Origin of the sequence: Pseudoalteromonas luteoviolacea CPMOR-1 (genome assembly GCF_001625685.1) — a bacterium.
In the GTDB taxonomy this organism is placed as follows: domain Bacteria; phylum Pseudomonadota; class Gammaproteobacteria; order Enterobacterales; family Alteromonadaceae; genus Pseudoalteromonas; species Pseudoalteromonas luteoviolacea_K.
The window spans coordinates 26951-50798 of record NZ_AUYC01000031.1; the positions used below are offsets into that span (position 1 = coordinate 26951).

Here is a 23848-nt window from a genome sequence, read left to right on the forward strand (position 1 = left end):
ATACGAACAGCGCCATACTTTTGTCCAGAATAGATTTATAAACTAGCTTGATTTGATAGAATCAATTTACCAAACACTACCAGCGTAACTTATGGAACTACTTTATTTTGCAATTGCCTTCGCATGTGGTTTTTCAATTTATCAATTAAAGCTACCACCTCTGATTGGATTCTTGATGGCGGGGTTTATTCTCAACCTAATGGGACAACAAACCACCCCATTACTCTCTCAATTGGCTGATTTAGGTGTCACTATCCTGCTATTCAGCATCGGCTTAAAATTGCGAGTAAAGAACTTGGTGAAGCCCCAAGTGTGGGCCCCAGCGACCTTGCATATTATATTAAGTAGTGCCTTTTTCGCGTCTCTACTATTACTGTTATGTGTATTTAATTTACCCCTTTTCAATGAACTAGACCTGCAAAGCGCTCTACTCGTCGGCTTTGCATTTAGCTTCTCCAGTACTGTATTTGCCGTCAAAGTACTTGAAGAACGTGGTGAGATGGCTAGCTTACACGGTAAAATAGCCATCGGTATATTAGTTATGCAAGATATCTTTGCCGTGGTTTTTCTGGCAATCAGTACAGGTAAAATGCCAAATGTGTGGGCGCTGGGTTTGATTGTCGGTTTAGTTGTATTTAGAAAAGTAATGTTCTGGGTACTTAGCCGCTCAAAACATGGTGAATTACTCCCCCTATTTGGTTTCTTTTTTGCTCTGGTTGTTGGCTACCATGCGTTTGAATTCGCAGGCTTAAAAGGAGACTTAGGTGCGCTGATCATCGGTATGATTTTCGCTCCACATAAGAAAGCAAGCGAGCTTGCAAAGTCCTTACTTAATCTCAAAAATGTGTTGTTGGTCGGGTTCTTCTTGAATATCGGTTTAAACGCCAGTATTTCTTTGAATGCTTTCCTTATCGGCTTACTTCTGGTGTTAGTCTTACCTGTGAAAGTTACGTTGTATTACGTCTTAACCAACATGTTTAGACTGCGCGCACGTACCTCCTTACTCAGTGCCTTTACGCTTTCAAACTACAGTGAGTTTGGTCTTATTGTTTGTGCCGTTGCAGCAAGTTCGGGCCTAATTGCCCCAGACTGGTTAGCCGTAGTAGCCATTGCTGTGTCCATTACTTTCATTCTGGCATCGCCTTTGAACAAACGTGCTAACGAAATCTATGTCAAATTTGAACACATTCTTCAAAAATTTGAAAACCCAAAACGTCTTGAGGAAGAGCTACCAGTCAACCTCACTGACACCCGAATCGTTATTTTTGGTATGGGTCGGATCGGTACCGGTGCCTACGAGACAATTCATTGCACCCACCCAGGCTCTGTAGCCGGTATCGACATCAAACCTGAAGTGGTAGATAAACACATCTCGAGAGGTCGGCGCGTACTGCTGGCCGATGCAACTGACCCAGACTTCTGGCAGCGCGTAAACCACTCTGATGTTGAAATGGTCATGTTAGCAATGCCCAAGCACATGCAAAATATATACGCACTGGAACAGCTACAAGCCTCCGGCTATACCGGTCAGGTTACGGCAATTGCGAATTATCCAGACCAGCAAAAAGAACTAGAAGATATGGGTGTTCATTCAACTTATAACTTCTATTTAGAAGCTGGTAGTGGTTTCGCGGAGCACGTGAAAGAAAAATTATTCTAAATTAGACAAATAGTTCTCAGACCCCCTAAAAGGTACTGAGAACTATTTTTATTTTCCTGTCATATAGTTACATCTAGACGTCTAAAAACACACCCTCTTCTTAGTACTTTTTTGTATTAGTGCGATTTACAAAACTTTACAACGAAGTTAGTAATTCGACACCGAAACAGAGTACACTGGCTGTGTCAGTTAGAGAGAGACTCTCTAAATTTTTGTACTTAAATCTTATACTTAGTATCCTTTTTTGGGGACACCCAAGGATCCTAACAAGATATTTTATGAGGGTTTGCATGAGCAAAAATAAGTTAAATTCGTACTTTCCAGCAGCTGTTGACGATGTCAATGCAGGCCCATTTGCCGACATCCAAAAACGCCTAGATGATATTCAAGACTCTGGTATGACAGCGTTGGCAATTCGTAATATTTTATTTCACAAAATGCTGGATTTACATGCTGTTCCTGAGGACCATTTTCTACGTAGTGAGTCTACGCCTGATCGCCTAGATGATCCAAGCCTCATTGCTAAACTCAATGACTTAGGCTTTTATCGTGCTTCTTCACGAGTGATGCACTAAGCAACCGATTTTTTGAGGGCCTACTCCCTCTAAAATAGGCTGGCCATGCCCGTCGCCAGCCTACCTTCTTCCCTCAACTATCTTGCTTTTTCTTTACCGTCGCCTTCGGTATCACAGTTTTAACTGCCTCTATGACAGGTTTATAGTAAATAGCCCACAATGAATCGTGACCTGCATCATACTTCCCAACCCCAATCGAAATATTTTGAGCCTCTGACGCTCGGATCAAGCTGCCTGCTAGACGGTCCCAGATAGCCAAAGCAGAACCTATATTGGTGTCAAAGTGTTTAGGATTATCACTATGATGAATTTGATGCTGAGCTGGGCTGATGAACCACCCTTCAAGCTTATCCCCCCAACTAAACCAAATATGAGAGTGACGTAGATTTGAGCCACATATATTAAAAATAAATACAAATACATTGGCACCCAGAATATCAAACATACTTAGTGCTGAGCCAAAAAAGAAGTACCCCAATCCAACCACTATCCCCTGTGTCAACGCCATGCGACACGCGTAAAAATAACTTTCAATAGGGTGAGAACGATAGATAGTGAATGGCGTAAGGACTTTAGCTGAGTGATGTACTTTGTGAATTTCCCACAAACAAGGCACCTTATGTAACGCCAAGTGGAGTAAGTAACGTGTCAAATCATCCACTAAAAATAACATTAAGGTAAACAGAGCAACTACGACATATGAGGGCCACTGCAAATGCAGAGAGGGACCAAATACTGTTTCTAGTAGATCAGAAATCCCTATGGCAACAGGTACCATGGTCAATACGATAGGCGCAAAAGTCAGCGCTTTGATGATACGATTAATAATGAACAACCCATAATCTTGTTTGGCACTTTCGTGCAACCAAACTCTTTTGGGAAATAAAAACTGCCAGAACCCCTTTACAGATCGTGACTGACTGGTGGCGTAGTAGACAAAAAATGCCATTGCAACTGCCGAAGCCAAATATAACCAAAAGATACGTTTATTTGCATCGACTAAATACCCTGGCAAGGTTGAGATACTTTGCCAAATAGTCTCAATCATTAAATTCAATGTCTCCTGATAAATTTAAAAAAGGCCACATTAAGTGGCCTTATATCAAAATAACGTGCTCGAATATGCCACTTTAGAATGCGTATTTATATCCGACAGTCACTTGTCTTGGCTTGCCAGGACGTGCGCCATATGGCCTACGGCTAACAATTTTATCCTCATCCAATAAGTTGTCTACTTTTAAGTAGACTTGACCGTAGTCATCGAAATCATAACTAGCAGATAAGTCGACTGTTGTTGAAGAAGGCACTTCTTGTCCTTCTAAGTACAGTGTGAATTCCTGTGACCCATCTACCCAACTACGTCCAGCGGCTTCTGGCATAGAGCCAGTATACTTAATAGCCAGTGAAGTACGCCACTTTTCAGCACTCAAGCCAATGTTAAAGCTAACTTGATGCTCAGGTAGATATGGTAATGGATCGCCACTTCTCACTTCACCCCATTGCGCGAACGTAGTGCGGCGGTCATTCTTAAACTCACCTTTGGTATACGTATAAACTAGGCTATACGGTATATCCAATTGTAAATTTAAAGGATAACGTTGTGAGAACTGTGCTTCTAGGCCATAAACATGCGCTGCACCACCGTTAAACTCAGCGTCCTGTTGTGTGCTATCACCACAATTAGACTGCCCACAACTTTCTTTTAAGTTGCTATAGTCATTGAAAAAGCTCACAACTTCAAACTCAGTGACGCCATCATTGAAACGACCACCAAACTCATAGTTTGTACTTTTTTCAATTTCAATCTCTGAAGATTGTGCCGGAGAGGCAGGTGAAAAACCGCGATGTACACCAAACAACAATCCCGAGTCTTCACTTAACTGATAAAAGCCACTTAGACCTGGTAACCAGATCCGCGTCGTTTTATCTAACCAGTCATTTGGGTTGCTGTTGTTTTGGTAGTGCATATCCATGATCTCGCCACGAACACCCACACCCAACGTTAATGCATCAAATTTAATTTTGTCTTCAACATAAACAGACCATGCTTCTGTATGCTCTGTATTCAATGAAGTGAAACGCTTGCTATTTTCCACTAAAGACGATACACCAGACTTCATTTCATAGCTTTCTTCAAAGTGCTTACGTTCGATTTCATCTTCATGGAATCTCACGCCAAATGATAAGTCATGATTTAAATCGAATAGGTTAAATGCAAAGTCACCATCAACTTGTAAACCCTGTGAATAATACTCCCGGTCATTCGTACCCATAGTTAAGAAGTTCGCTGCACCTGGCACAACAGAGTCTTGCTCGCCTTTTAGGATTTCATACAAACGTTGGTTGTCTTCTGCTTCAGGGTTGAGCAATATTTCCTGAGGTGATTTGCCTTCAACACTATTTAATTTCAGCCAAGCACGCTCATAATCATTACGATATAAACGTGTTGTTAAGCTCAAATTGTCTGTGCTCATACTGTGGGTGAACATCACTTGCTGATGTTGGGTATCCATTTTTGCCGGGGCTGTTGCAGCGTATCGACGATATGGATTTTCAGCAAAGTCAGCTTCGGTCAAACCAAGATAAGTCTCATCTGAGATCTCATCTGCGTAGCTTAGCTTTAAGCCGAAATTATGCTCGATGTCACCTTGCTGTAAACGATAGTTAAATTTAGCTAAAATATCGTTTTTATCGAAGCCAGTGTCACCGCCGCCGTCAAGCTCTTTAAATCCATCCGCTTGAACATTCACGGCTTCCACTAAAAAGCCAACGTTATTGACCACTGAGCCAAAATAACCATGTGCTTTAGTATAACCATCGCCACCAGCTGCAATATCAATTGCACCTTCAGTAAATTCAGGGACTGAGCGCGTTACTAGGTTTAACGCCCCTGCAATGGTCTGTGGACCATGTTTAATCGCCGCAGGCCCTTTGAATACCTCAACCGCTGTCATACGTGTTGTTTGTGGAAAATAGTATGCTGCCGGCGCTGAATAGGGTGCTGGACCAATTAAAACACCATCTTCCATTATGGTAATTTTTTTACTACGTTCAGGCGTTACACCACGAAAGCCAATATTGGGACGCAAACCGTAGCCATCTTCTTCACGGATATTGACACCAGGTACAGACGAAAGTACACGATGTATGTCATCATACTCGTACTCACCGAGTTGCTCTTCCGTCAGCAACGTCGCAGAACCGGCTTCAGTCCTTAATTTGTCATAGTGACTGATAATTTGTATATGTTCGATGTCATCTTTCGCTGTTTCATCAGCGTAAGCACTTGGTAACGCAACAGCAACCGCCATTGCCAGTAATGATTTATTCATACGTGTGTACTTAGTCATTATCACCTGCCGATGTTTGAGGAAGTTCTAGAGCCAGCTTATTAATAAAGTCATTTTTAAGCTCGTCAGTGACATTTTTCACCTTGTCATGTACTTCAGTCACAGCGGCAGTATTGTTTTCAACTGTGTCTTTTAAAGAGCCATCAATAGCCAACAAAGCAGCTTCTGCTTCATTAAGCCCTGTTAACATGCGCTGTTTTACATCTGAGCCTTGCTCCGCATCAAGGAAGTCATCAAAGCCTAGCGTATTGTCTGCATTACTGCCTTCACCCGTAAAGATTTGTCTGAATGCGCGGATATTGGCAAGTAAGTTTTCTTTTGAATGCTCGGAGATATCAGACTCAACATCCTGCGGGCAGATATTAGAACCACAACTGTTGGTAAATAAACCTAAAGGCTCACCCAACTTTTGGTCTTTAAGTTCTTTGGTCATGTAAAACAGTGCTTTTGAAATCTCATTCAACGCGGTGTGTGCTGAATCAAATTGCGAACCTGAGCTGCCTGCGTTAATCAATTGATTAGCAAAGCCATTGTCGCCTTGCCAGCGCGCAAGAATGGCAGTACTGTTTACTACAATATCACCAGCTGCTGTATGGGCAAATTCACAGCGCGCCACTTTTCGCTCCTCGACTGTGCGACTGTTCCATGGAGCAAGTGCTTCATTTGCAAAACTACAGCTGTGGTCATAGTTCGTATTAAATAACGCATGTTCAATCGCAATTAAACCTTTTCTGTCTGATGTACGTGCTTTGATATCATAAGGTTTGCTTGGATCACCGTTGATAACCCCATCCTCATGATAAACGATATCCTGATCAATACTACAAAGCGCGCCGCCAGCTGGCCAAGAGTAAATATTACTCTTTAATGCTTTACCATTTTCTAATAATGGACCCACTTGCATTAATTCAACATATTGCCAACCAGCCATAGCTGCACGCCAGCTGTCTTTCGCTTTGTCATGGAGCTCAGATGCAGTATCGCTTTGCGCCTTTTCTGCCACACAATATTCTGCTATTTGTGTTTGCTGTGCTCTGGCAAATTGATCGAATTGAGTTAATGTTGGGGTCAATACATTATTAACCAAGTTTGCAACCAACGCAGCTTCATCGAACGACGTTGGCGTCGTCGGCGTAGTTGGAGTAGTCGGTGTTGTTGGTGTAGTCGGATTAGTCGTACCATTACCACCTGCAAACTCAGAGCCTGCTGTGCTCGAACTACTCTCTCCACAGCCACTTAATAGCAAGGTGACTGCCACAGCGACTGCACTCAATGGGGTTAACACTCTCATTGCGTCTCTCTTTTTTGATACCTATAAATAAAACAAAAGGTTAGCTACTTAAGCAGCTAACCTTTACGTTATAAATAATAAAACAGATTACCAGTTAGCAACATTATCTGCATCAAAGTTATATGCTTGTGCAATGATGTCACGTGCTTTTTCTAAGTCTGCAATGTATGCGTCCACGTCTGCTGCTGCAAGCTTAGGTGCATCACCCATTAACTGGTGAATTTCTTTAAACTGCTCATCAGTAACTGGTGAATGAGGGTTGAACTGTGAGTTCAATGCAAAGCCTTTCATCTCTGACCAATGTTTAGCAACAGCGTAGAACTGCTCAGCTGTGTAAGCACCGCCTGCAATATCTTTCAGGTCACCATCTTCATGGCTAATAGTGTCATTGATGTAATGAACTACTGTCGCTGCGATTGATTTTTCCCAGTAAAGAAGCGCTTGGTCACGGTACTTTTTAAGCTCAGCTTGGTCTTCAGCAGACCACTGATCAATGTTAGTACCTACGTTTTTATTAATGATTGCACGGCCATTGATGAATGCAATTTGTGCTGCTGCACTGAAATCAGTTGGGTTTGCATTGCTCTTCGTACCACGGTCACGTTTTGCAGCATTACCTGAGTTACCGAAGTTGTACTCAGATTTCAGGTCAATACCGTTTTGACCATCAAAGTCATTGTAACCATTTTCAAATTCTGGGCGACCACCTTTACCAGCAATCTCGTCATCAGAGTACTCTAGGTAGTTGATTGCTGCACCAAAGTAGCCATAAGCTTCATCCCACTTATGCTCCATATCAGTGTAATTTTTGTCAGCGTCAACTTCAGCATTCTGCGCAGGCGAGATCTCTGTGTTACCTTCTGGATTACTGAATAGCAACTCATCCATATAATCATCAGCACCTTGTGACAATGAAACAGCACCATTTAAGTGCTTTTGGATCAGCTGTGCAACGTCTAAACCTTCAGGAGTTACATATAGCTTTGTTAATTCAACACTGCCTTCATTATGCTCTGCAAAGATTTTAGTACCGCCATTCGCTGTTTCTACTTGCTTTTTAATTAAGTCAAAGTAGTACTCAACCAAGCCATTTGGCGTTTTTTCAAACGTGCCAAACTCAGTCCAACCTACGAATGATGTGCCATTATTCCACTCTTTATTCATTGGAGAAGCATCACTACCAGCAATCTTACCACCTGCGCCTGCAACTGTTTTCTTACTGCTGATTTCACCTAAGTTGGTTTGTGCTACGCCTTTACCTTCAGTGAATGTGAATGCAGAACCGTGGAAGCTTTCATCTTGTGCTAGGATAAAACCTTCAGCCACAGTAAGTGTCGTATTACGGTCATCAACGCTTACGTCCGTCGTTAGCTTACCAAGCAAAGACTTTGCCTCAGCCATAGCTGCATGACGAGATGTTTGACCTGAATAAGCTACGCTTGAGTTGCCTTCATTAACAAACGCATACAGGTTTTTACCAGCCGTTGGCTCCATATCTGTAATAGCAACTTCAATCGCCTGCTCTACTTTTTCGCCAGCTGAATCAGTTGCAGTAACTGTTAAGCCAACTTTCTGTTCGGCTTCTTGCTCGAAGTTTAATGCGTTGAACGCTTTAAGCTTTAACTTACCTTCAACAATTTCAAAACGACCATCGCTCACAGTATACGTTAATGCACTCGCTTCATCGCTGTCATCTTCAAATACAACGCCAGTCACTTCAGCGCCTAACGTATCTTCAATAACTGATGCGCTATCTGCAGTAATCGTTGGTGCTTTGTTTGAAGGAGTTGTTGTTGCAGGTGTTTCTGGAGTAGTGACCGTGTTGTTATCACTACTAGAGCCACCACAACCTGTTAAACCAACTGTTGCTGCTAAAACTGCAGTTGCAAGCAGAGACTTTCTTAATGCCATTAGACGTCTTCCTATGAAAATTATTTGTATTTGCATTTATTTAACGGAACAAAGTATACACTTACCTAAATAGCAATCAATATTATTTGCGTTGTTAAAAGTATACAAATTGACAGGTAGAGTTAAGACTAAATATAGAAGAGAAAATGAGAGTCAATAGCATTAAATCTGAAATAATTTGTAACAACCTGTTTTGAAAGGATTTTGATTTTTTAAATACAAATTATAGAATATTTTGTTATATATTTTTCACAGGGTTTGGTTGATTTATAGTTCGAAAAATTCGAACTATAAATATTTACCACGCTTCTTTTACAAAGAGATACCCTTGACGCCAAACAGTTTTTATCTTTTGCGGGCTGGTTGCATTATCCCCAAGCTTCTTGCGAAGACAAGATACACGCACATCTATCGTTCGGCTGTTTATTTGATACCCTTGGCCGATAATCTTTTTATAAATTTCCTCTCGACTCACCACTTGAGGTGCTTGAGAGGCCAATAACCAAATTAGATCAAATTCGTGCGTTGTCAAACTCACCAATGTATTTTCTAACATCACAGTGCGCTCATCACCTTTAATGGTCAGCGCACCAAAAGTGAGTATTTTGTCTTCATTATTACTATTTTGCTCTGCAACGGCTTGGCACTTTCGTAACATGGCTTCTAAACGCGCTCGCCATAACCTTGGTTTGGCGTGGGTCGCTATCACATCATCTGCGCCCAGTTCGAGCAGGAGACTTTGAATATCATCATTGTTGTCATCTACCGAGACAAAAACAGGTGCCTGGTAATAGCTTTTTAACGTATTGATCGTGTCGAACTTTGCACTGGTTGCAATAGTCTGATCAATGACAATACTACTAACAACTCCTTTGCTACTTTTTTGATTTACGTGATCTAAATTTTCTAAAACCATGGTTTGCACATCAAATCCCTGATTTTGAAGTGCAGCTTGAGGCACTGCCAAACTATTACTTTTACTCTCTGCGATCAGTACGGTATGCACTACTTACCCCTGTTCTAAACACCTAATTTTTTGCGAGTCTACTCCTCTTACCTGAACATCAGCTTTACGAATTAAATATTCCTTCAGATACCAAAAACAATTTATTAATTACCGGATCTTGAAGTCGTTTTTTCTTCGCAACTAACCCAATATCAATCTCTTCGGATTGTAGATTTAGTTGTTGAACTTGATTTTTAAACGGGCTTTGTGACAGCACTATTTCTGGGATATACGCTACGCCAAACCCCAAACTTGCTAATGCCACCATGGCTTCGTGACCAGAAACATGTGCGTACACTTGAGGCTGTATGGACATGCGTTTAAAAAAGTTATCAATTCTTTCTTTAAGTACACCCTGCTCGGGCACAATAAAAGGTAATTGTCCCCAAGGAGGTGTACCGTTGCGATGTTCATCTAATAATTCAGTTAAAGGGCACGTCATCGTAGGAGCGATAAATACCAACCTTGAACGGCCGATTGACTGGTACTCAATACCCTGAGGTAACGAAGCCGGTTTAACGGCAACCGCAACATCGGCCAAATCGCCCTGTACTTGAGAAATAGAATAAGCAGGATCACCCGTCATTAAATTGAGCTCCACATGGGGATACTCTTTACGATAAAGCGCAAATAAATCATAAATAAAACTGTAAGAAGCAGTGACTGAGCAATACAAGCTTAATTCACCAGTCAAAGGCTTTGAGTCGTCTTGACATTCACTTTTAAATTGCCGCCAACTCGCCAGTGTGGCCTGAGCATAATGCACAAATGCTTTACCTTGTGGCGTTAAAGATACGCTTCGGTTATCTCTAATGAACAAGGGTGTACCCACCTCAGTTTCTAACTGCTTGATTTGGCGACTCAGTGTTGGCGGGCTAATGTAGCATTTTTCACTCGCACGGGAGAAATGCAGTGTATCAGCCAAAGCCAAAAAGTAGTTGAGCTGTTTATGGTCCATCAAAATGCCTCAATATTTCAAAATATGAAATACAATAATTTAAATATATCATTTTACGCAAGCATTACTTATCTCTATCTTAGGTGTAACACATAAAAGTAACTTTAAAACGACAAAGCAGGACCTAACATGGCGAATTATTTCAACTCCTTACCGCTGCGCGAACAACTTGCGCAATTGGCTCAATGTAAGTTTATGGACCCATCTGAGTTTAATGATGGTGTCGAAGTACTCAAAGGTAAAAAGTTGGTGATTGTAGGGTGTGGCGCACAAGGCTTAAACCAAGGTCTAAACCTCAGAGACTCAGGTTTGGATGTAGCTTATGCACTGAGACAGTCTGCCATCGATGAAAAAAGACAATCATACTTAAACGCCAGCGATAACGGCTTTGTCGTAGGCAATTATCAAGAATTAATTCCCACTGCTGATTTAGTACTGAATTTAACACCTGACAAACAACATTCAGCGGTTGTAGAAGCCATCATGCCAATGATGAAGCAAGGCGCTACACTAGCCTATTCTCATGGCTTCAATATCGTTGAAGAAGGCATGCAAGTCAGAGATGACATTACAGTTATCATGGTTGCGCCAAAATGTCCTGGCAGTGAGGTAAGAGAAGAATATAAACGAGGCTTTGGCGTACCGACGCTGATTGCTGTGCACCCAGAGAATGATCCAGAAGGAAAAGGTCTCGCTCAAGCAAAAGCATATGCAGCTGGTACGGGCGGTCACAAAGCAGGTGTCCTGAATTCATCCTTTATTGCTGAGGTGAAGTCTGACTTAATGGGTGAGCAAACTATTTTATGCGGTATGCTGCAAACTGGTTCTTTACTGTGCTTTGACAAAATGGTCGAGCAAGGTATCGCCCCAGACTATGCATCCAAGTTGATCCAATATGGCTGGGAAGTGATTACAGAAGCGCTGAAACATGGTGGGATAACTAATATGATGGATAGGTTATCTAACCCAGCAAAAATCAAAGCTTTTGAATTGAGTGAAGAACTCAAAAACATCATGGCACCGCTGTATAACAAGCATATGGACGATATCATCAGCGGTGAGTTTTCTAGCGGCATGATGGCAGATTGGGCGGAAGGTGATGCAAAATTATTAGCATGGCGAGCAGAGACAGCAGAAACCCCATTTGAAAAACAGGCCAATACTGAGCAACACATCTCAGAGCAAACCTTTTTCGACAAAGGCATCTTGATGGTTGCCATGGTCAAAGCAGGTGTGGAATTGGCTTTTGAAACGATGACCGCAGCGGGCATCATTGAAGAGTCGGCTTATTATGAGTCATTACACGAAACGCCACTTATTGCTAACACAATTGCACGTAAAAAGCTTTTTGAGATGAACAGAACTATCTCGGATACGGCTGAATATGGGTGCTACCTGTATAACCATGCGTGTCTGCCACTTCTGAAACCATTTATGGAAAAAATCAACAGTGACGTCATCGGTGCTGGGCTAAACCAACAAGATAACTATGTTGATAATCAGAAACTTATCTCAATTAATAGCGCAATTAGAAACCACCCTGTAGAGGTTGTTGGTACAGAATTGCGCGGCTATATGTCTGCCATGAAACGGATCGTATAAACCAGTTCGCTTGTTAGAACCAAGGCCCAACAGTGAAAACTTTGGGCTTTTTTTCATACATTTAAGCGATAAAAGGCACGATAAACTAGGAAATATATACGACATAACAAATAAATCTATATGTGTTAATTATTGACCATGGTAGAATTATCGCCACGCGGTAATCAGTTTCTGTAGGTTAAATGAGTAACACAAGCTTTACAATCACTCAAAAAATCACCATCCTAGGTAGTGCCACGGCAATATTAGTTGCCAGCTTAATTGGCTTTATTTCAATTTATCAGTCTAAGTCTATGGTTGAATCCAGAATGCTTGGATCAGAGCTTCCTAGTAAAGTTGAAAGTATCACCAAATCACTTGAGCAAGAGATTGCGGTATTGAAAAATGCGGCAGAGCAACTCTCGAGTAATCAGTTTATTGTCGACGCTGCGCAGAATGGTCAGCTCAACGAGACCTTATTACTGGGTGAACTCAAAAGACTACAGCAACAGTATGGTTTAGCAACAGCATCTTGGGCAAACAGACAAAATAACAAGTACTGGAACCAAGATGGTTTTTTAAGGGTACTCAACACGCAGCAAGACGGCTGGTTCTTTGCATTTACACAAAGTAGAAAAGCCTACTCTATTAGTATATTCCAAGAATCTCCCGGCGATGTGAAAATGTTTGTCAACCACCAACAGACAAACGGCATCGGCCTTGCGGGATTAGCTAAAAGCATCGACGACATGCAACAAAAGCTCGCCAATATGCGCATAGAGCAAAGCGGGTTTGTTTTTGTTGTTAATCAGGAAGGACAAACTCAGCTCCATCCAGATGCTAGCCTTGTCGCAAAATCAAACCTGTCTGATTTTTATGGCGTACGTTCGGCAACAGAGCTGCTCAATAATTCACGATTGAACATTCTAGAGTTAACAACAGAAAATCAGGCTGTGCTAGTTGCTGCTAACCCCATTCCAGGCACCGACTTATATGTCATAGCCCAAGTACCTCAGCAGGAAGTCTTTTCTCAGGTCACTGAGTTGCAATGGCAAATCGTGACTTTTGCACTGTTCATCGCATTAGTTGCGAGCATTTTCAGTGTATTACTTGCCCGTACGTTAAGTGCCCCTCTTTTGAAGATGGCAGACGTATTCAAGCAACTTGGCAGCGGTGACGCCAACCTTAACTATCGGGTACCGCGCTCCGAGCAACCGGAATTGGCAGCGCTCGGAGATGGATTCAATCAATTTATTGATAAAATTGAAAGTGCGATAAGCAAAGTTGCGACTGAAAGCCGAGACATTCGCGCGGCCAGTGAGTTAGTCTTTGAGCAGTCACAGCGCAATTCACAATCGTTAGATGAGCAAAAAAATCAAACGATATCCGTTGCCGCAGCCATTAATGAAATGGCTGCAACCGTACAAGAAATCGCTGGGAGCGCGAATAACACGGCGAAGCTTACGCTAGCAAGTAAAGAAAGCTCTCAAGAAAGCCATGGCTGTGTTCAAACCAGCCAAGAAACCTTAATGGAATTGGCTACGGATATACAAAATATGGCGACACAGGTAGAAACGCTTGCCAGTAAGACCAAGTCAATTGCAAACATTTTGGACGTTATCAGGGCCATCTCTGAGCAAACGAATCTACTTGCTTTAAATGCGGCAATTGAGTCAGCTCGTGCAGGTGAACACGGTAGAGGGTTTGCAGTTGTAGCAGACGAAGTCAGAGCACTCGCCAGTCGCACATCTCAATCAACCGATGAGATCCAAGCGACTATCACCGAGCTGACCGCAGCGTCTGATTCTATAGTAGAGCAAATCGCCCTGTCATCTGAGCAGGCTGAACAGAGCGTGTCACAGATGCAGACATCTGTTGAGCTCATGGATAAAATTACTGAAACGGCAAATCAGATCAATGATATGACTACACTTATCGCGACAGCAACGGAGCAACAAAGCAACGTAGTCGTTGATGTAGGTCGAAGCATTGAACAAATCAGCGTCATTAGTGATGAAGTAATGAATGACCAGCTCAGTACTGAACAAGCTATCCAGCAATTAGCCGACTCTGCCAAAGCGCTAGATAAGTTAGTTGCTAGCTTTTAAAGTAATTAGCCAAATATTACGCAACGCTTTGTAACAATTTTTTCTTTATTTACTCCCAACTTTCGCTAGTCTAGTAAGAAAGGCTGTTGGGAGTAAATATGATGAAAATGAGTTTTCAGAGCGTTTTATTGGCTGTATCTGTCATAACCACAACTGGGCTAATGAGTGGGTGTCAATCTACTCAACCTGTCGATCAACACAATCTTACCCTACTTGAACACGCCCCCTTCAAAGTCCTAGAAGTTGAGTCCCAAGAAGAGATTTTTGTCCTAGACGAGCAAATTATTGCCTCGCTAAAACAACACTTTCGGCAAGATGCACAACCTGAAATTAAACATGCACAAATGATAATGCAATTTTTACTTGAAAATGGCGATGCCTCATTATCGTATATGAGCGACGCCAACCTGACGGCTTCACAAACATATCAAAATCTAAATGCCAACTGCTTATCTTTGTCTATCTTGGCTTATAGCCTATCTGACTTCTTGAACTTAGAAGCTGAGTTTCAAAAAGTACACGTACCTGAATACTGGGCTTCGAGCCGCGGATACAACTTCCTCAGCGGACACATTAATTTGAAAATCCATGAAGATCGCACGAAGTATTATACAAAAAAGGTACTCCATACAGCCCCAAGAACATTGACCATTGACTTTGATCCCAATAGTAGACAGCAAGCTTTCAAGACCACCCCCATTAGCAAAGATAGGGTCACCGCTATGTTCTACAATAATAAAGGCGCAATTCATATGGTTGAAAACAAGTATGACTTAGCTTTCAGCTATTTTAACGCGGCCATAAACATTGATGAAAATTACTCGAGTGCGTGGGCTAATTTAGCAATTCTTTATCGACTCTCTGACCAATTAGAGACAGCTGAGCGCCTGTATAATCAAGCCATAGCTCTGAACCCCAATAATAATACCGCCAAAGGCAATTTGGCTGTGCTTTACGATTTGACAAATAGAGAAGAACAGGCAAAGAACATCAGAGGACAGCTGCATCAATTCAGAAAAAGCAATCCTTATTATATTTTGACATTAGGCAATCAGGCGATGGAAGACGGTAACATTGCTAAGGCAATCAGACATTATAGAAATGCTCTCAAGCTGAACAATCGCCTGCATGAAGGCCACTTTGCTCTGGCTAAGGCATATTACGCCAAAGGCGATCTAAAGCTAACCAAAACACATATGAAACGGGCACTAGATTTAGCCGAATTTGAACACAATCAAGTTCAATACAGAGGCAAACTGGAATGGTTAGATGCAGTGGCTAAGAACTAGCTTGTTCGCTTGCGCATTTTTTAGCGCTAATGCATATTCACTGGAGCGGGATATGCGAATTTTAACAAGCCCCGAATTTGAAGGCAGACCTTCAGGCGGGGCAAAGCCTCACCGCAGTGCATATTATATTACTCGTCAATTCGAAAAATATGAGTTAGATGTTCAATTCCAAAAATTTGAATTTGAATATGGCTTTTTTGACTCTGCTACTGGCCATAACGTCGTTGCAACACAATACTGCAAACGCACACAATGCCAACCACCACTTGTGATCACCGCACACTATGATCATCTTGGTCAGCGAGGTAGCCGATACTACCCAGGAGCAAATGACAATGCATCTGGCGTAGTGGTCATGATAGACATAGCAAAACAATTGCATAATCTAGATATCTCACGTGACATCATCTATGTCGCAACTGATGCAGAAGAAAAAGGGCTTCACGGTGCGAAGGCCTTCGTAAAGCAGTGGGGAGATCGCGCTATCTATATGAACATCAATCTCGATATGCTCGACTTACAGAAAAAAAATAAATTATATGCGTTGGCATCGCGATCTTTACAGCCATTAAAAAGTGACATCACTACCACATTTAACGCCACACCAATAAAGTTTCGGCTTTTCTTTTCGGCTAAAATCATGGCTCGACGATTGAATGCACCTCAAATCGACTGGCTCAGAGCCAGTGATCACTACCCATTTCACAGAGCAGATATCCCATTTATCTACTTTGGTACAGGCATGGACAAGCACCATCACTCTGTCAAAGATTCATTCGATGAAATCAATTTTGACAAGCTGACACAAGTATCAAACGCAATCACCAAATTTGTGCGCTCACAGGTGCTAGATAATACCTCAGCGACTAACTGACGCTTTTTATGTTTGCTCAGCTGCTTGACTTGCCACTCAAGTTTAGCAGCATTGACTTTCGATAAGTGTGATACAGCCACAACTAATGAAACAGGCCCTTTACCGCGTAAACTTTTCGCGCCCGTGCCGTCATTGTGTTGTCGTAAACGACGCTCCAAATCGATAGTTATCCCCGTATACCATTGTCCCAACCTATTTTCGACAATATATAAATACCAGTCTGACTTCGTTTGATTACTTTCACTCACATTTAAATTTCTCTATCTTAGAAACTTTTTACAAATTGCACAGTCGAAATGCACAATCTACTTTACCTTCTTAATGCAATCTGTATCATTCGTAATAACCTAAAATAAGGATACACATACATGCAGTACAATAAGCCCCTTTTGACTTGGCTAGTAGCCGCCATCATGACTATATTTTTGTCCGGTTGTTCAAGCTGGGTTTATAGGATAAATGTACCTCAAGGCAACTTTTTAGAGCAATCCGACGTCGATAAGCTCAGAATCGAAATGACTAAAGAACAGGTCATGTTCGTCCTAGGTACTCCAGTTGCAAAAGATGCCTTTAATTCTTCAAAATGGCACTACAGTTACGTATTTAACATTGATAGAGACTCAGAAATACGCAAGAGCTTAGTGGTACACTTTGAAAACGATAAATTAGTTAGTTTGACAGGGGATTTTGACCCCCCCGCTGAGTTTAATACACCACTAAACAACTAGTTTATCTGCTAACTTATAGCGTGGCAGGTTTTATACCTGCCTTTTTTATGTTCAATTCAGCCATTCTCTAAGCTTTTAAATACTCACTACTGCCAAGCACATAACCAATGTGAAGATAGCTTGGATCGATAAACTCACCCAGCTCAATGCCCCTAAGCACCTTAGGCTCAGTGGCAACTTAGTAGCAGGAAAAAGTCGTCTATTTTTTAATAACCTAGCAAGTGCAAAAATAAATAAGGTTGCGCTCGAAATAAGTAATATCATAGATAACTTATTATCTCGTGTGGCATCTAAAAACAGCACAACCTGTAATGGTAACAGTAATATTGTCAATGCTTTAAGTGCGTAAACTCGCAGTATGCGTTGATATTTAGCCTGGTCACTTAACTCGATGATTCCGCGTTTTTCCAAATATTTTTTAGCGTTAACTGACTGATTCTCTGTCGCCAAGCGATACGGAGTACAACCAGATGCGTCCGCAAGCCTTGGATCGACGCCCATATCTTCTACGAGCTCAAGCATAGGACGAGAATTAGATAACACTGCATAATGCATCAAGTTTCGACCTAGGTCGTCTAGAGATACGCCACAGTGAAACTCTCTGAGCGCTTGTGCAGCACTGACAAAGCCCTTTTCAACAATCCACATCATTGCTGATTTGCCCGCGCTGTCCGCACCATGGCCTCTTGCTCCCTTTTCTATTAAAGAGAGCATATTTGACTGTTTAGCTGCCCCAGACATCACCTGCTCTAACAAGGCATTATCCAAGATCTGTAAGCGCTCTTCCTCATTACACAAAAGTGTCAGTAACCCTTCACAGTCATGGCCTTCGTTAAGGTATTTAACCGCTTCGGCTTGCGTCAATGCCATATTTTCTAGCACATCTTTATGATGCTCGGTGAGACATGCTTGGCTTTGCTCTCCCCCCTGTAACCAAAGCTCGCAGGTTTGTGACGGTGTGAGCTTAAATCCATTAGGTAATAACCAACACAAAGACTTAAATTGCTTATTTTTAAGTAATAAGTCGACAAATGATATTTTGCTTTGAATTTTTGCCTGAGAGGCAATGCTTGAATACTGTGACAAACAGCTCAGTAGCTTCATGGTTAAATCATCACGACTGATCCCTGCTTGTTCAATATGCTTAAGTAATTCCGCCACATAGTTATGCTGTTCAGCATCGTATTCATCTATATGTTGAAAAAAACACGACTCAAAAGGATCTAGGGGCTTTAACCATGCAACATAAAATATCGGTGGTAAAACCTGAGAAATAACGCCCTGCTCATCTTTAAGCACGTCACACTCGGGCCATGCTTCAAGTGCATCAAGGATGAATGCACCATTATCTTCCACCAGGCCTTTTAGCAATAGGGGAAATTGAGAAGGCCAAATTAAAACTTGCTCCATGGATGCACAAACCATTTAAATAAAATTATCAAAGTTACTTTTGCTGAGTACCAAGAACTCACTCGCAAGATGATACCAAGTGTAAACATAAAAAGCTGCGAATATCTCACACAATTTACATATATACCAAACGATAACCGGACTAAGTTATAAACTCGTACAATGACAATGATTTTAGTAGACTGTATTACACTGAATAATACCAATTAGTATTAGCCTATAAAAATTAGATTTATCTAGGCTGAACACAAAAGTGAGTGACATTTTGGAAAAGTTAGAAACGTGGAAAGTAGTATTAATCATCGTGGCCGTTTTCGGTTATGTCATTGGCAATATCATGCTCCTAAAATATGCAAATAAGTTTAATGTGAAAGAAAAATTAGATAAGCAACTAAAGCCTGAAAAAACAGAAGACAACGATAAAAAAACAGAACAAGAAGAGCGTAAATAAGCAGTGAGTACGTTACTGTACTCACTGCTAGCAAACACTAGCCGACTAACCAATGCGCCATCAAAGCAATCACAGGCAAAGTGACCAACGTTCTTAAGATAAATACTGCAAATAACTCAAAGATATTCACTGGGATTTTACTCCCCAATAATAGCGCACCTACTTCTGACATATAAATGAGCTGTGTCACACTCAATGCCGCAATAATAAAGCGCGTCACATCACTTTCAATATTACTCGCCGCTAAAATAGATGGTATAAACATATCAGCAAAACCGACCACAATGGTCTCAGCCGCTTTTGCCGCTTCAGGTACCTGTAGTAGCTCTAGATATGGAATGAAAGGCTGACCTAAAAACTGAAAGATTGGTGTTTCTTCAGCAATAATCAATGCAAATGTGCCCACAGCCATCACGACGGGCAATACTGCAAATAACATGTCTAGCGCGTTAGATACGCCTTCTTTCACCGTTCCTTTTACACCTGGCGCATTGTGTGCTTTTTGCAAAGCAACATCTAACGCATGTCCAAATAGAGTCTTGCCTTCTGGGACCGCCTCAGAATCTTGATTATGCGTCGTGCCATCAACATAGATATCTTTTTTGAAACTCAAAGGAGGAAGTCTAGGCACAATGATTGCGGCTACTACACCAGCGGCACATACCGTCAGGTAAAAAGGTGCAAATAGGTGCTCTAGCTTGACTTGTCCTATTACCACTAGACAAAAAGTGATAGATACAGCAGAGAACGTCGTACCAATAATAGCCGCTTCACGTTGTGTATAATGCTTGTCTTCATATTGACGAGAGGTCATTAAAATACCAACGCTACCATCTCCGAGCCATGAAGCCACACAGTTAACGGCACTTCGACCAGGAACACCAAATAACGGTCTCATGACCTTGGTAAGTAATGTGCCAACCAGCTCTAACAAACCAAAGTTTAATAACAGTGGCAACAGTAAGCCGGCAAAAACAAACACAGAAAACAGCACAGGCAGCAGGTCATTTAAAACCAACGCCCCAGTACCACTTGAATGGATTAACTCAGGGCCGACTTTGAAAAATGTCATCAGGATAAATAACATACCAAAAAGGCGTGTTACAACCCAGATCCAGCTCACATCAAAAAGATGTCTGACTAAATCGCTCTTCAATAGCGCGGCAGGTTTAAACACCTTAATGACGATACTCAACACACCTGTGATACAGACAATTGAGACGATGAGTGCGTGTATGAAAGGGCTGGTTAAGTTCTGTAGCTCTTTTGCTAGCACAGCAATCGGAATCGTCATCGCATCACCTATTGCAACAGGTGTCATAAATAGGAACACCCCTATTAGCGACGGTACAATGAATGCGAACCAAGTTCGCCAATTCACAGGCGATGTTTGCGTTGTATCTGACATCATTTCTAAATCCCAAAAAAAAGAAAAGAGCTTTCGCTCTTTCCTGAACTACTTAGCGGTTTGTAATTATATACTTAGTCCGCGATTACGCAGGGCCGTTACCAACCCCTGTTGAAGCGTTTCCATGGTTTTTGCATCAAGTACATTACCCTCAGCATCAGACCAAGTGAGCGAAGTCTGTTCATCATCCGTCACCCCGACTGAGATAGTGTAATCACCATCGGCCAAATTCAGAGTCGACGCCTCTTCACCCCATATTGAATCCCAAACGCTACTTTCAGGTTTTTTGTATCTAACCAGTACTTCATTACTTTCGCCGTCGATACGTATAATCGTGAAATTGACGCGTTCTAAGAAGTTAGACAATCGCTCCATAACCGTGCTTCTATCTGCAAGCGTAATCAGCGCAGCATTACCTGCATTATCGTACCCAAGATCAAGTGACAACACGCCTTGTTGCTTACGTAACTCAACCTCTAACAAGCGATATCTATAATCGAACTCAGCCACAACTTCATTCAATGCGCGTACTTCAAGTTGCTGCCTTAGCATGCCGTCTAATGCTACTTTATCACTTTGGTAATCAACCAATTTAACTTCTAAAGAAGCTGTACGTTGGTGATCTTCTTGAGAAAGGGTAAACTCAAATCTCTGTTTAGATACTTCGGTCACCGTCTCCCAGAACCAACCATCTTCTGCTTCGATAATGGAATACCAACCAGTGGTGAGCTTGCCATTGCGTCGATCGTCATTCTCAATTGAAGATTGATGGTTATTGATGACACCTTCAACCGCAGCCCAAATAAAATCATCGAGTGCTTCTATACCATCATTTTTATCGAAGTAGATGCGCGCAACATCTTCTTTATCTTCAGCCCAGCTGCCTTTCGCCAACGTTAGAACTTGCTGTGGCGGGCGGAAGCTCTGAGGCTCAGCATCATTTTCGTAGACAGCAACATTCATTTGGAATTCTTTATCTTGATACGGTTGCTCGAGATCTGCGGGAACTTGCACAGACTCATGGACACGATAGTTTTTCTTTTGATGCGTGTCATTTGTAAATACACTACAACCTGATAAACCGAGTACAACGCCTAACGTTAGCGCTTTAGGGACCCAATACTGCACTAATAAAACTCCTTAGCAAACCCACTATGTAATTATTCTTTCACTTAAGATTAAGGAATGCTGAAATGGTTCACTGCCAATCACACTAATTTTCTTTTTAGTCTGATGGGTAAATTTAAAAAAATTTGCACTATGTTACTTGGCAAACTGGGCAAACACAAGAAACACACGTTTGAATTGTCTAATCCGTGAGGCGGTGCAATCACGGCGAACAAGTAGGACTGGCATTTAATCTATGATAGTATTCGCCGCTGTACAAATATACGTAACCTCTATGACTCACTTGACGACAGCTAACTAGGACGTCGATATGACTACTTTTACTTCACATCAACTTGTTTTAACTGCAATAGGGGAAGATAGATCTGGCATTGTCAGTGAGCTCACTGAACTTGTCAGTGAGTGTAATTGTAATATCATTGATAGCAGGATTGCGATTCTCGGTAACGAATTTACGTTTACGATGTTACTCTCTGGTGATATCGCCGCTATAAGTCGAGTTGAGCACACTTTACCTGTAAAAAGTATGGAGTTGGGCTTGCTCACGATGATGAAGCGAACATCAAGTCATACAGAGAACGATTTTAGTGCAGGATACACACTAGAATATACTGGCATTGATACACAAGGCACGTTAAGCCGCGTTACACGTTTTTTTGCTGAGCAAAATATCAGTATCTGCTCACTTAAATCTGATACTTTTGAGGAAGACGACGAGCTACGCATGCGCTGCGAGCTAGAATTCAATACCCCCGCAGAATTAGATTTCGAACAATTTAAAATAAAGTTTGAAGAACTATCTAGTATTTCAAACGTACATTATGTTTTCAGACGCATTCGCTAAGGATCATTAATGAATACATTACAAGCAGGTGATAACGCACCTAGTTTTACATTAGAAAACCAAAACGGTGAAACGGTGGCGTTGAGCACATTGCTCGAAGCAAACCAGGTTTTAGTTTATTTCTACCCTAAAGCACTCACACCAGGTTGTACAGTGCAAGCAGAGCAACTTCGCGACCACAAAGAACAACTTGCTGAGCTTAATACGGTCGCTGTTGGCATTAGCCCAGATCCTGTTAAAAAGCTTAAGAACTTTGAAACCAAAAAAGAGCTCAATTTTGACCTTCTTTCAGATGAGGACCACGCCATTGCGGATGCATTCGGTGTTTGGGGCCTGAAAAAGTTTATGGGTAAAGAATATGATGGTATTCACCGTATTAGTTTCTTAATTGGACAAGACGGTGTAATCAAGCACGTATTTAATAAGTTCAAAACAAAAGAGCACCACCAAGTGGTTATTGACCATCTGTCAGCTCAATAATTAAAAAACCCAGCTTAGAGCTGGGTTTTTTTATCGCTATCACTTCGCTGTGACTAGTTAAGCTTGTCTTGCCTCAAGCATAATGCGTTTCATATCTCTTACAGCCTTTTCTAAGCCATCAATCGCTGCACGGGCAATAATCGCATGACCAATGTTTAACTCATATATTTCAGGCATTTGTGCAATGGGTTTTACGTTGTGGTAATGGAGGCCATGACCAGCATTGACAATAATGCCAATAGAATCGGCATATTGCACACCTTCACGAATGCGCTCAAGTTCCGCACTCTGCTCACTGTCTGATTCGGCATCAGCGTAAGCACCTGTGTGAATTTCAATGTAAGGCGCTTGTGTCGCTTTTGCCGCATCGATTTGTGCTTTATCCGCATCGATAAACAAAGACACTTTAATGCCCGCTGCACTCAACTTTTCAACCGCTTCAGCCACTTTTTGCTGATTACCAATCACGTCTAAGCCGCCTTCCGTTGTCAACTCTTCACGCTTTTCAGGCACAAGACAAACATATTCAGGCTTTACTTCACAAGCGATATCCAACATTTCATCTGTCACCGCAATTTCAAGGTTCATTCGTGTTTGAATGGTTTTTGCCATGACATACACATCTCTATCTTGAATGTGTCGACGATCTTCTCGTAAGTGGATAGTGATGCCATCTGCACCTGCGTGCTCAGCCACAGCCGCTGCATGGGCTGGATCAGGGTAACTGGTACCACGAGCTTGTCTTAACGTCGCAATATGGTCGACATTTACACCTAATAAAATATCTTTCATTACT

The 23848-nt window shown here is 41.8% G+C and carries 21 protein-coding genes; 10 read left to right on the plus strand and 11 right to left on the minus strand.

What is annotated here, in order from left to right:
- Window positions 1–91: 91 nt before the first annotated feature.
- Window positions 92–1660: a cation:proton antiporter family protein gene (locus N473_RS13190; protein ID WP_063368325.1), complete on the plus strand. Its 1569-nt coding sequence runs from the start codon at window positions 92–94 to the stop codon at window positions 1658–1660.
- Window positions 1661–1950: 290 nt separating this feature from the next.
- Window positions 1951–2235 carry a hypothetical protein gene (locus N473_RS13195; RefSeq protein WP_063368326.1) on the plus strand — a complete coding sequence of 95 codons (285 nt, stop codon included), beginning with the start codon at window positions 1951–1953 and terminating at the stop codon, window positions 2233–2235.
- A gap of 73 nt (window positions 2236–2308) precedes the next feature.
- Here the strand turns inward: N473_RS13195 and N473_RS13200 are convergent, their stop codons facing one another.
- The 6 genes from N473_RS13200 to ilvY form a co-directional block, all read right to left on the minus strand.
- Window positions 2309–3283 carry a sterol desaturase family protein gene (locus N473_RS13200; protein ID WP_063368327.1) on the minus strand — a complete coding sequence of 325 codons (975 nt, stop codon included), beginning with the start codon at window positions 3281–3283 and terminating at the stop codon, window positions 2309–2311.
- A gap of 82 nt (window positions 3284–3365) precedes the next feature.
- Entirely contained in the window at window positions 3366–5585 is a 2220-nt protein-coding gene (locus N473_RS13205; protein WP_063368328.1) for a TonB-dependent receptor family protein, read from the minus strand.
- Window positions 5578–6876: an imelysin family protein gene (locus N473_RS13210; protein WP_063368329.1), complete on the minus strand. Its 1299-nt coding sequence runs from the start codon at window positions 6874–6876 to the stop codon at window positions 5578–5580. Before N473_RS13210 ends, N473_RS13205 begins: the two co-directional genes overlap by 8 nt.
- Before the next feature lie 87 nt (window positions 6877–6963).
- Window positions 6964–8787 (minus strand): DUF4856 domain-containing protein, encoded by a 1824-nt coding sequence (locus tag N473_RS13215; RefSeq protein ID WP_063368330.1) that lies wholly within the window; start codon window positions 8785–8787, stop codon window positions 6964–6966.
- Window positions 8788–9085: 298 nt separating this feature from the next.
- Window positions 9086–9793: a winged helix-turn-helix domain-containing protein gene (locus N473_RS13220; protein ID WP_063368331.1), complete on the minus strand. Its 708-nt coding sequence runs from the start codon at window positions 9791–9793 to the stop codon at window positions 9086–9088.
- Window positions 9794–9857: 64 nt separating this feature from the next.
- Window positions 9858–10751 carry an HTH-type transcriptional activator IlvY gene (gene ilvY, locus N473_RS13225; RefSeq protein ID WP_063368332.1) on the minus strand — a complete coding sequence of 298 codons (894 nt, stop codon included), beginning with the start codon at window positions 10749–10751 and terminating at the stop codon, window positions 9858–9860.
- A gap of 129 nt (window positions 10752–10880) precedes the next feature.
- Here ilvY and ilvC point away from each other — a divergent pair, with 129 nt between their 5' ends.
- The 4 genes from ilvC (at window position 10881) to N473_RS13245 (ending at window position 16603) form a co-directional block, all read left to right on the plus strand.
- Window positions 10881–12353, plus strand: coding sequence for a ketol-acid reductoisomerase (gene ilvC / locus N473_RS13230; protein ID WP_063368333.1), 1473 nt, complete (start codon window positions 10881–10883; stop codon window positions 12351–12353).
- Window positions 12354–12535: 182 nt separating this feature from the next.
- Window positions 12536–14440 (plus strand): methyl-accepting chemotaxis protein, encoded by a 1905-nt coding sequence (locus N473_RS13235; protein WP_063368334.1) that lies wholly within the window; start codon window positions 12536–12538, stop codon window positions 14438–14440.
- A gap of 98 nt (window positions 14441–14538) precedes the next feature.
- Window positions 14539–15729: a tetratricopeptide repeat protein gene (locus N473_RS13240; protein WP_063368335.1), complete on the plus strand. Its 1191-nt coding sequence runs from the start codon at window positions 14539–14541 to the stop codon at window positions 15727–15729.
- Between the two features lie 52 nt (window positions 15730–15781).
- The gene (locus N473_RS13245) at window positions 15782–16603 is read left to right on the plus strand and encodes a M28 family peptidase (protein WP_196766412.1); all 822 of its coding nucleotides are present in this window, start codon (window positions 15782–15784) and stop codon (window positions 16601–16603) included.
- On the opposite strand, the gene N473_RS25865 is transcribed toward N473_RS13245, so the two are convergent.
- Window positions 16486–16851, minus strand: coding sequence for a GIY-YIG nuclease family protein (locus tag N473_RS25865; protein ID WP_081221165.1), 366 nt, complete (start codon window positions 16849–16851; stop codon window positions 16486–16488). The genes N473_RS13245 and N473_RS25865 overlap by 118 nt on opposite strands.
- 120 nt (window positions 16852–16971) lie before the next feature.
- Between N473_RS25865 and N473_RS13250 the strand changes: the two genes are divergently transcribed.
- Window positions 16972–17331, plus strand: coding sequence for an outer membrane protein assembly factor BamE (locus N473_RS13250; protein WP_063368336.1), 360 nt, complete (start codon window positions 16972–16974; stop codon window positions 17329–17331).
- A gap of 75 nt (window positions 17332–17406) precedes the next feature.
- On the opposite strand, the gene N473_RS13255 is transcribed toward N473_RS13250, so the two are convergent.
- Window positions 17407–18741: an ankyrin repeat domain-containing protein gene (locus N473_RS13255; protein ID WP_063368337.1), complete on the minus strand. Its 1335-nt coding sequence runs from the start codon at window positions 18739–18741 to the stop codon at window positions 17407–17409.
- Between the two features lie 253 nt (window positions 18742–18994).
- Here N473_RS13255 and N473_RS13260 point away from each other — a divergent pair, with 253 nt between their 5' ends.
- Complete coding sequence (locus tag N473_RS13260; protein WP_231099570.1) at window positions 18995–19192, plus strand: DUF2897 family protein; 198 nt, start codon at window positions 18995–18997, stop codon at window positions 19190–19192.
- A gap of 37 nt (window positions 19193–19229) precedes the next feature.
- On the opposite strand, the gene N473_RS13265 is transcribed toward N473_RS13260, so the two are convergent.
- Together N473_RS13265 and bamC are read right to left on the minus strand one after the other, a co-directional pair.
- A complete protein-coding gene (locus N473_RS13265; RefSeq protein WP_063368398.1) occupies window positions 19230–20600 on the minus strand; it encodes a YjiH family protein in 1371 nt (456 codons plus the stop codon).
- A 66-nt stretch (window positions 20601–20666) separates the two neighbouring features.
- The gene (bamC, locus tag N473_RS13270; protein ID WP_063368338.1) at window positions 20667–21728 is read right to left on the minus strand and encodes an outer membrane protein assembly factor BamC; all 1062 of its coding nucleotides are present in this window, start codon (window positions 21726–21728) and stop codon (window positions 20667–20669) included.
- A gap of 310 nt (window positions 21729–22038) precedes the next feature.
- Between bamC and N473_RS13275 the strand changes: the two genes are divergently transcribed.
- Both N473_RS13275 and bcp read left to right on the plus strand, forming a co-directional pair.
- Window positions 22039–22572 carry a glycine cleavage system protein R gene (locus N473_RS13275; protein WP_039608719.1) on the plus strand — a complete coding sequence of 178 codons (534 nt, stop codon included), beginning with the start codon at window positions 22039–22041 and terminating at the stop codon, window positions 22570–22572.
- Between the two features lie 9 nt (window positions 22573–22581).
- Window positions 22582–23052: a thioredoxin-dependent thiol peroxidase gene (gene bcp / locus N473_RS13280; protein WP_063368339.1), complete on the plus strand. Its 471-nt coding sequence runs from the start codon at window positions 22582–22584 to the stop codon at window positions 23050–23052.
- Window positions 23053–23109: 57 nt separating this feature from the next.
- On the opposite strand, the gene pdxJ is transcribed toward bcp, so the two are convergent.
- The gene (pdxJ, locus tag N473_RS13285; protein WP_039608717.1) at window positions 23110–23844 is read right to left on the minus strand and encodes a pyridoxine 5'-phosphate synthase; all 735 of its coding nucleotides are present in this window, start codon (window positions 23842–23844) and stop codon (window positions 23110–23112) included.
- Between the last annotated feature and the right edge of the window lie 4 nt (window positions 23845–23848).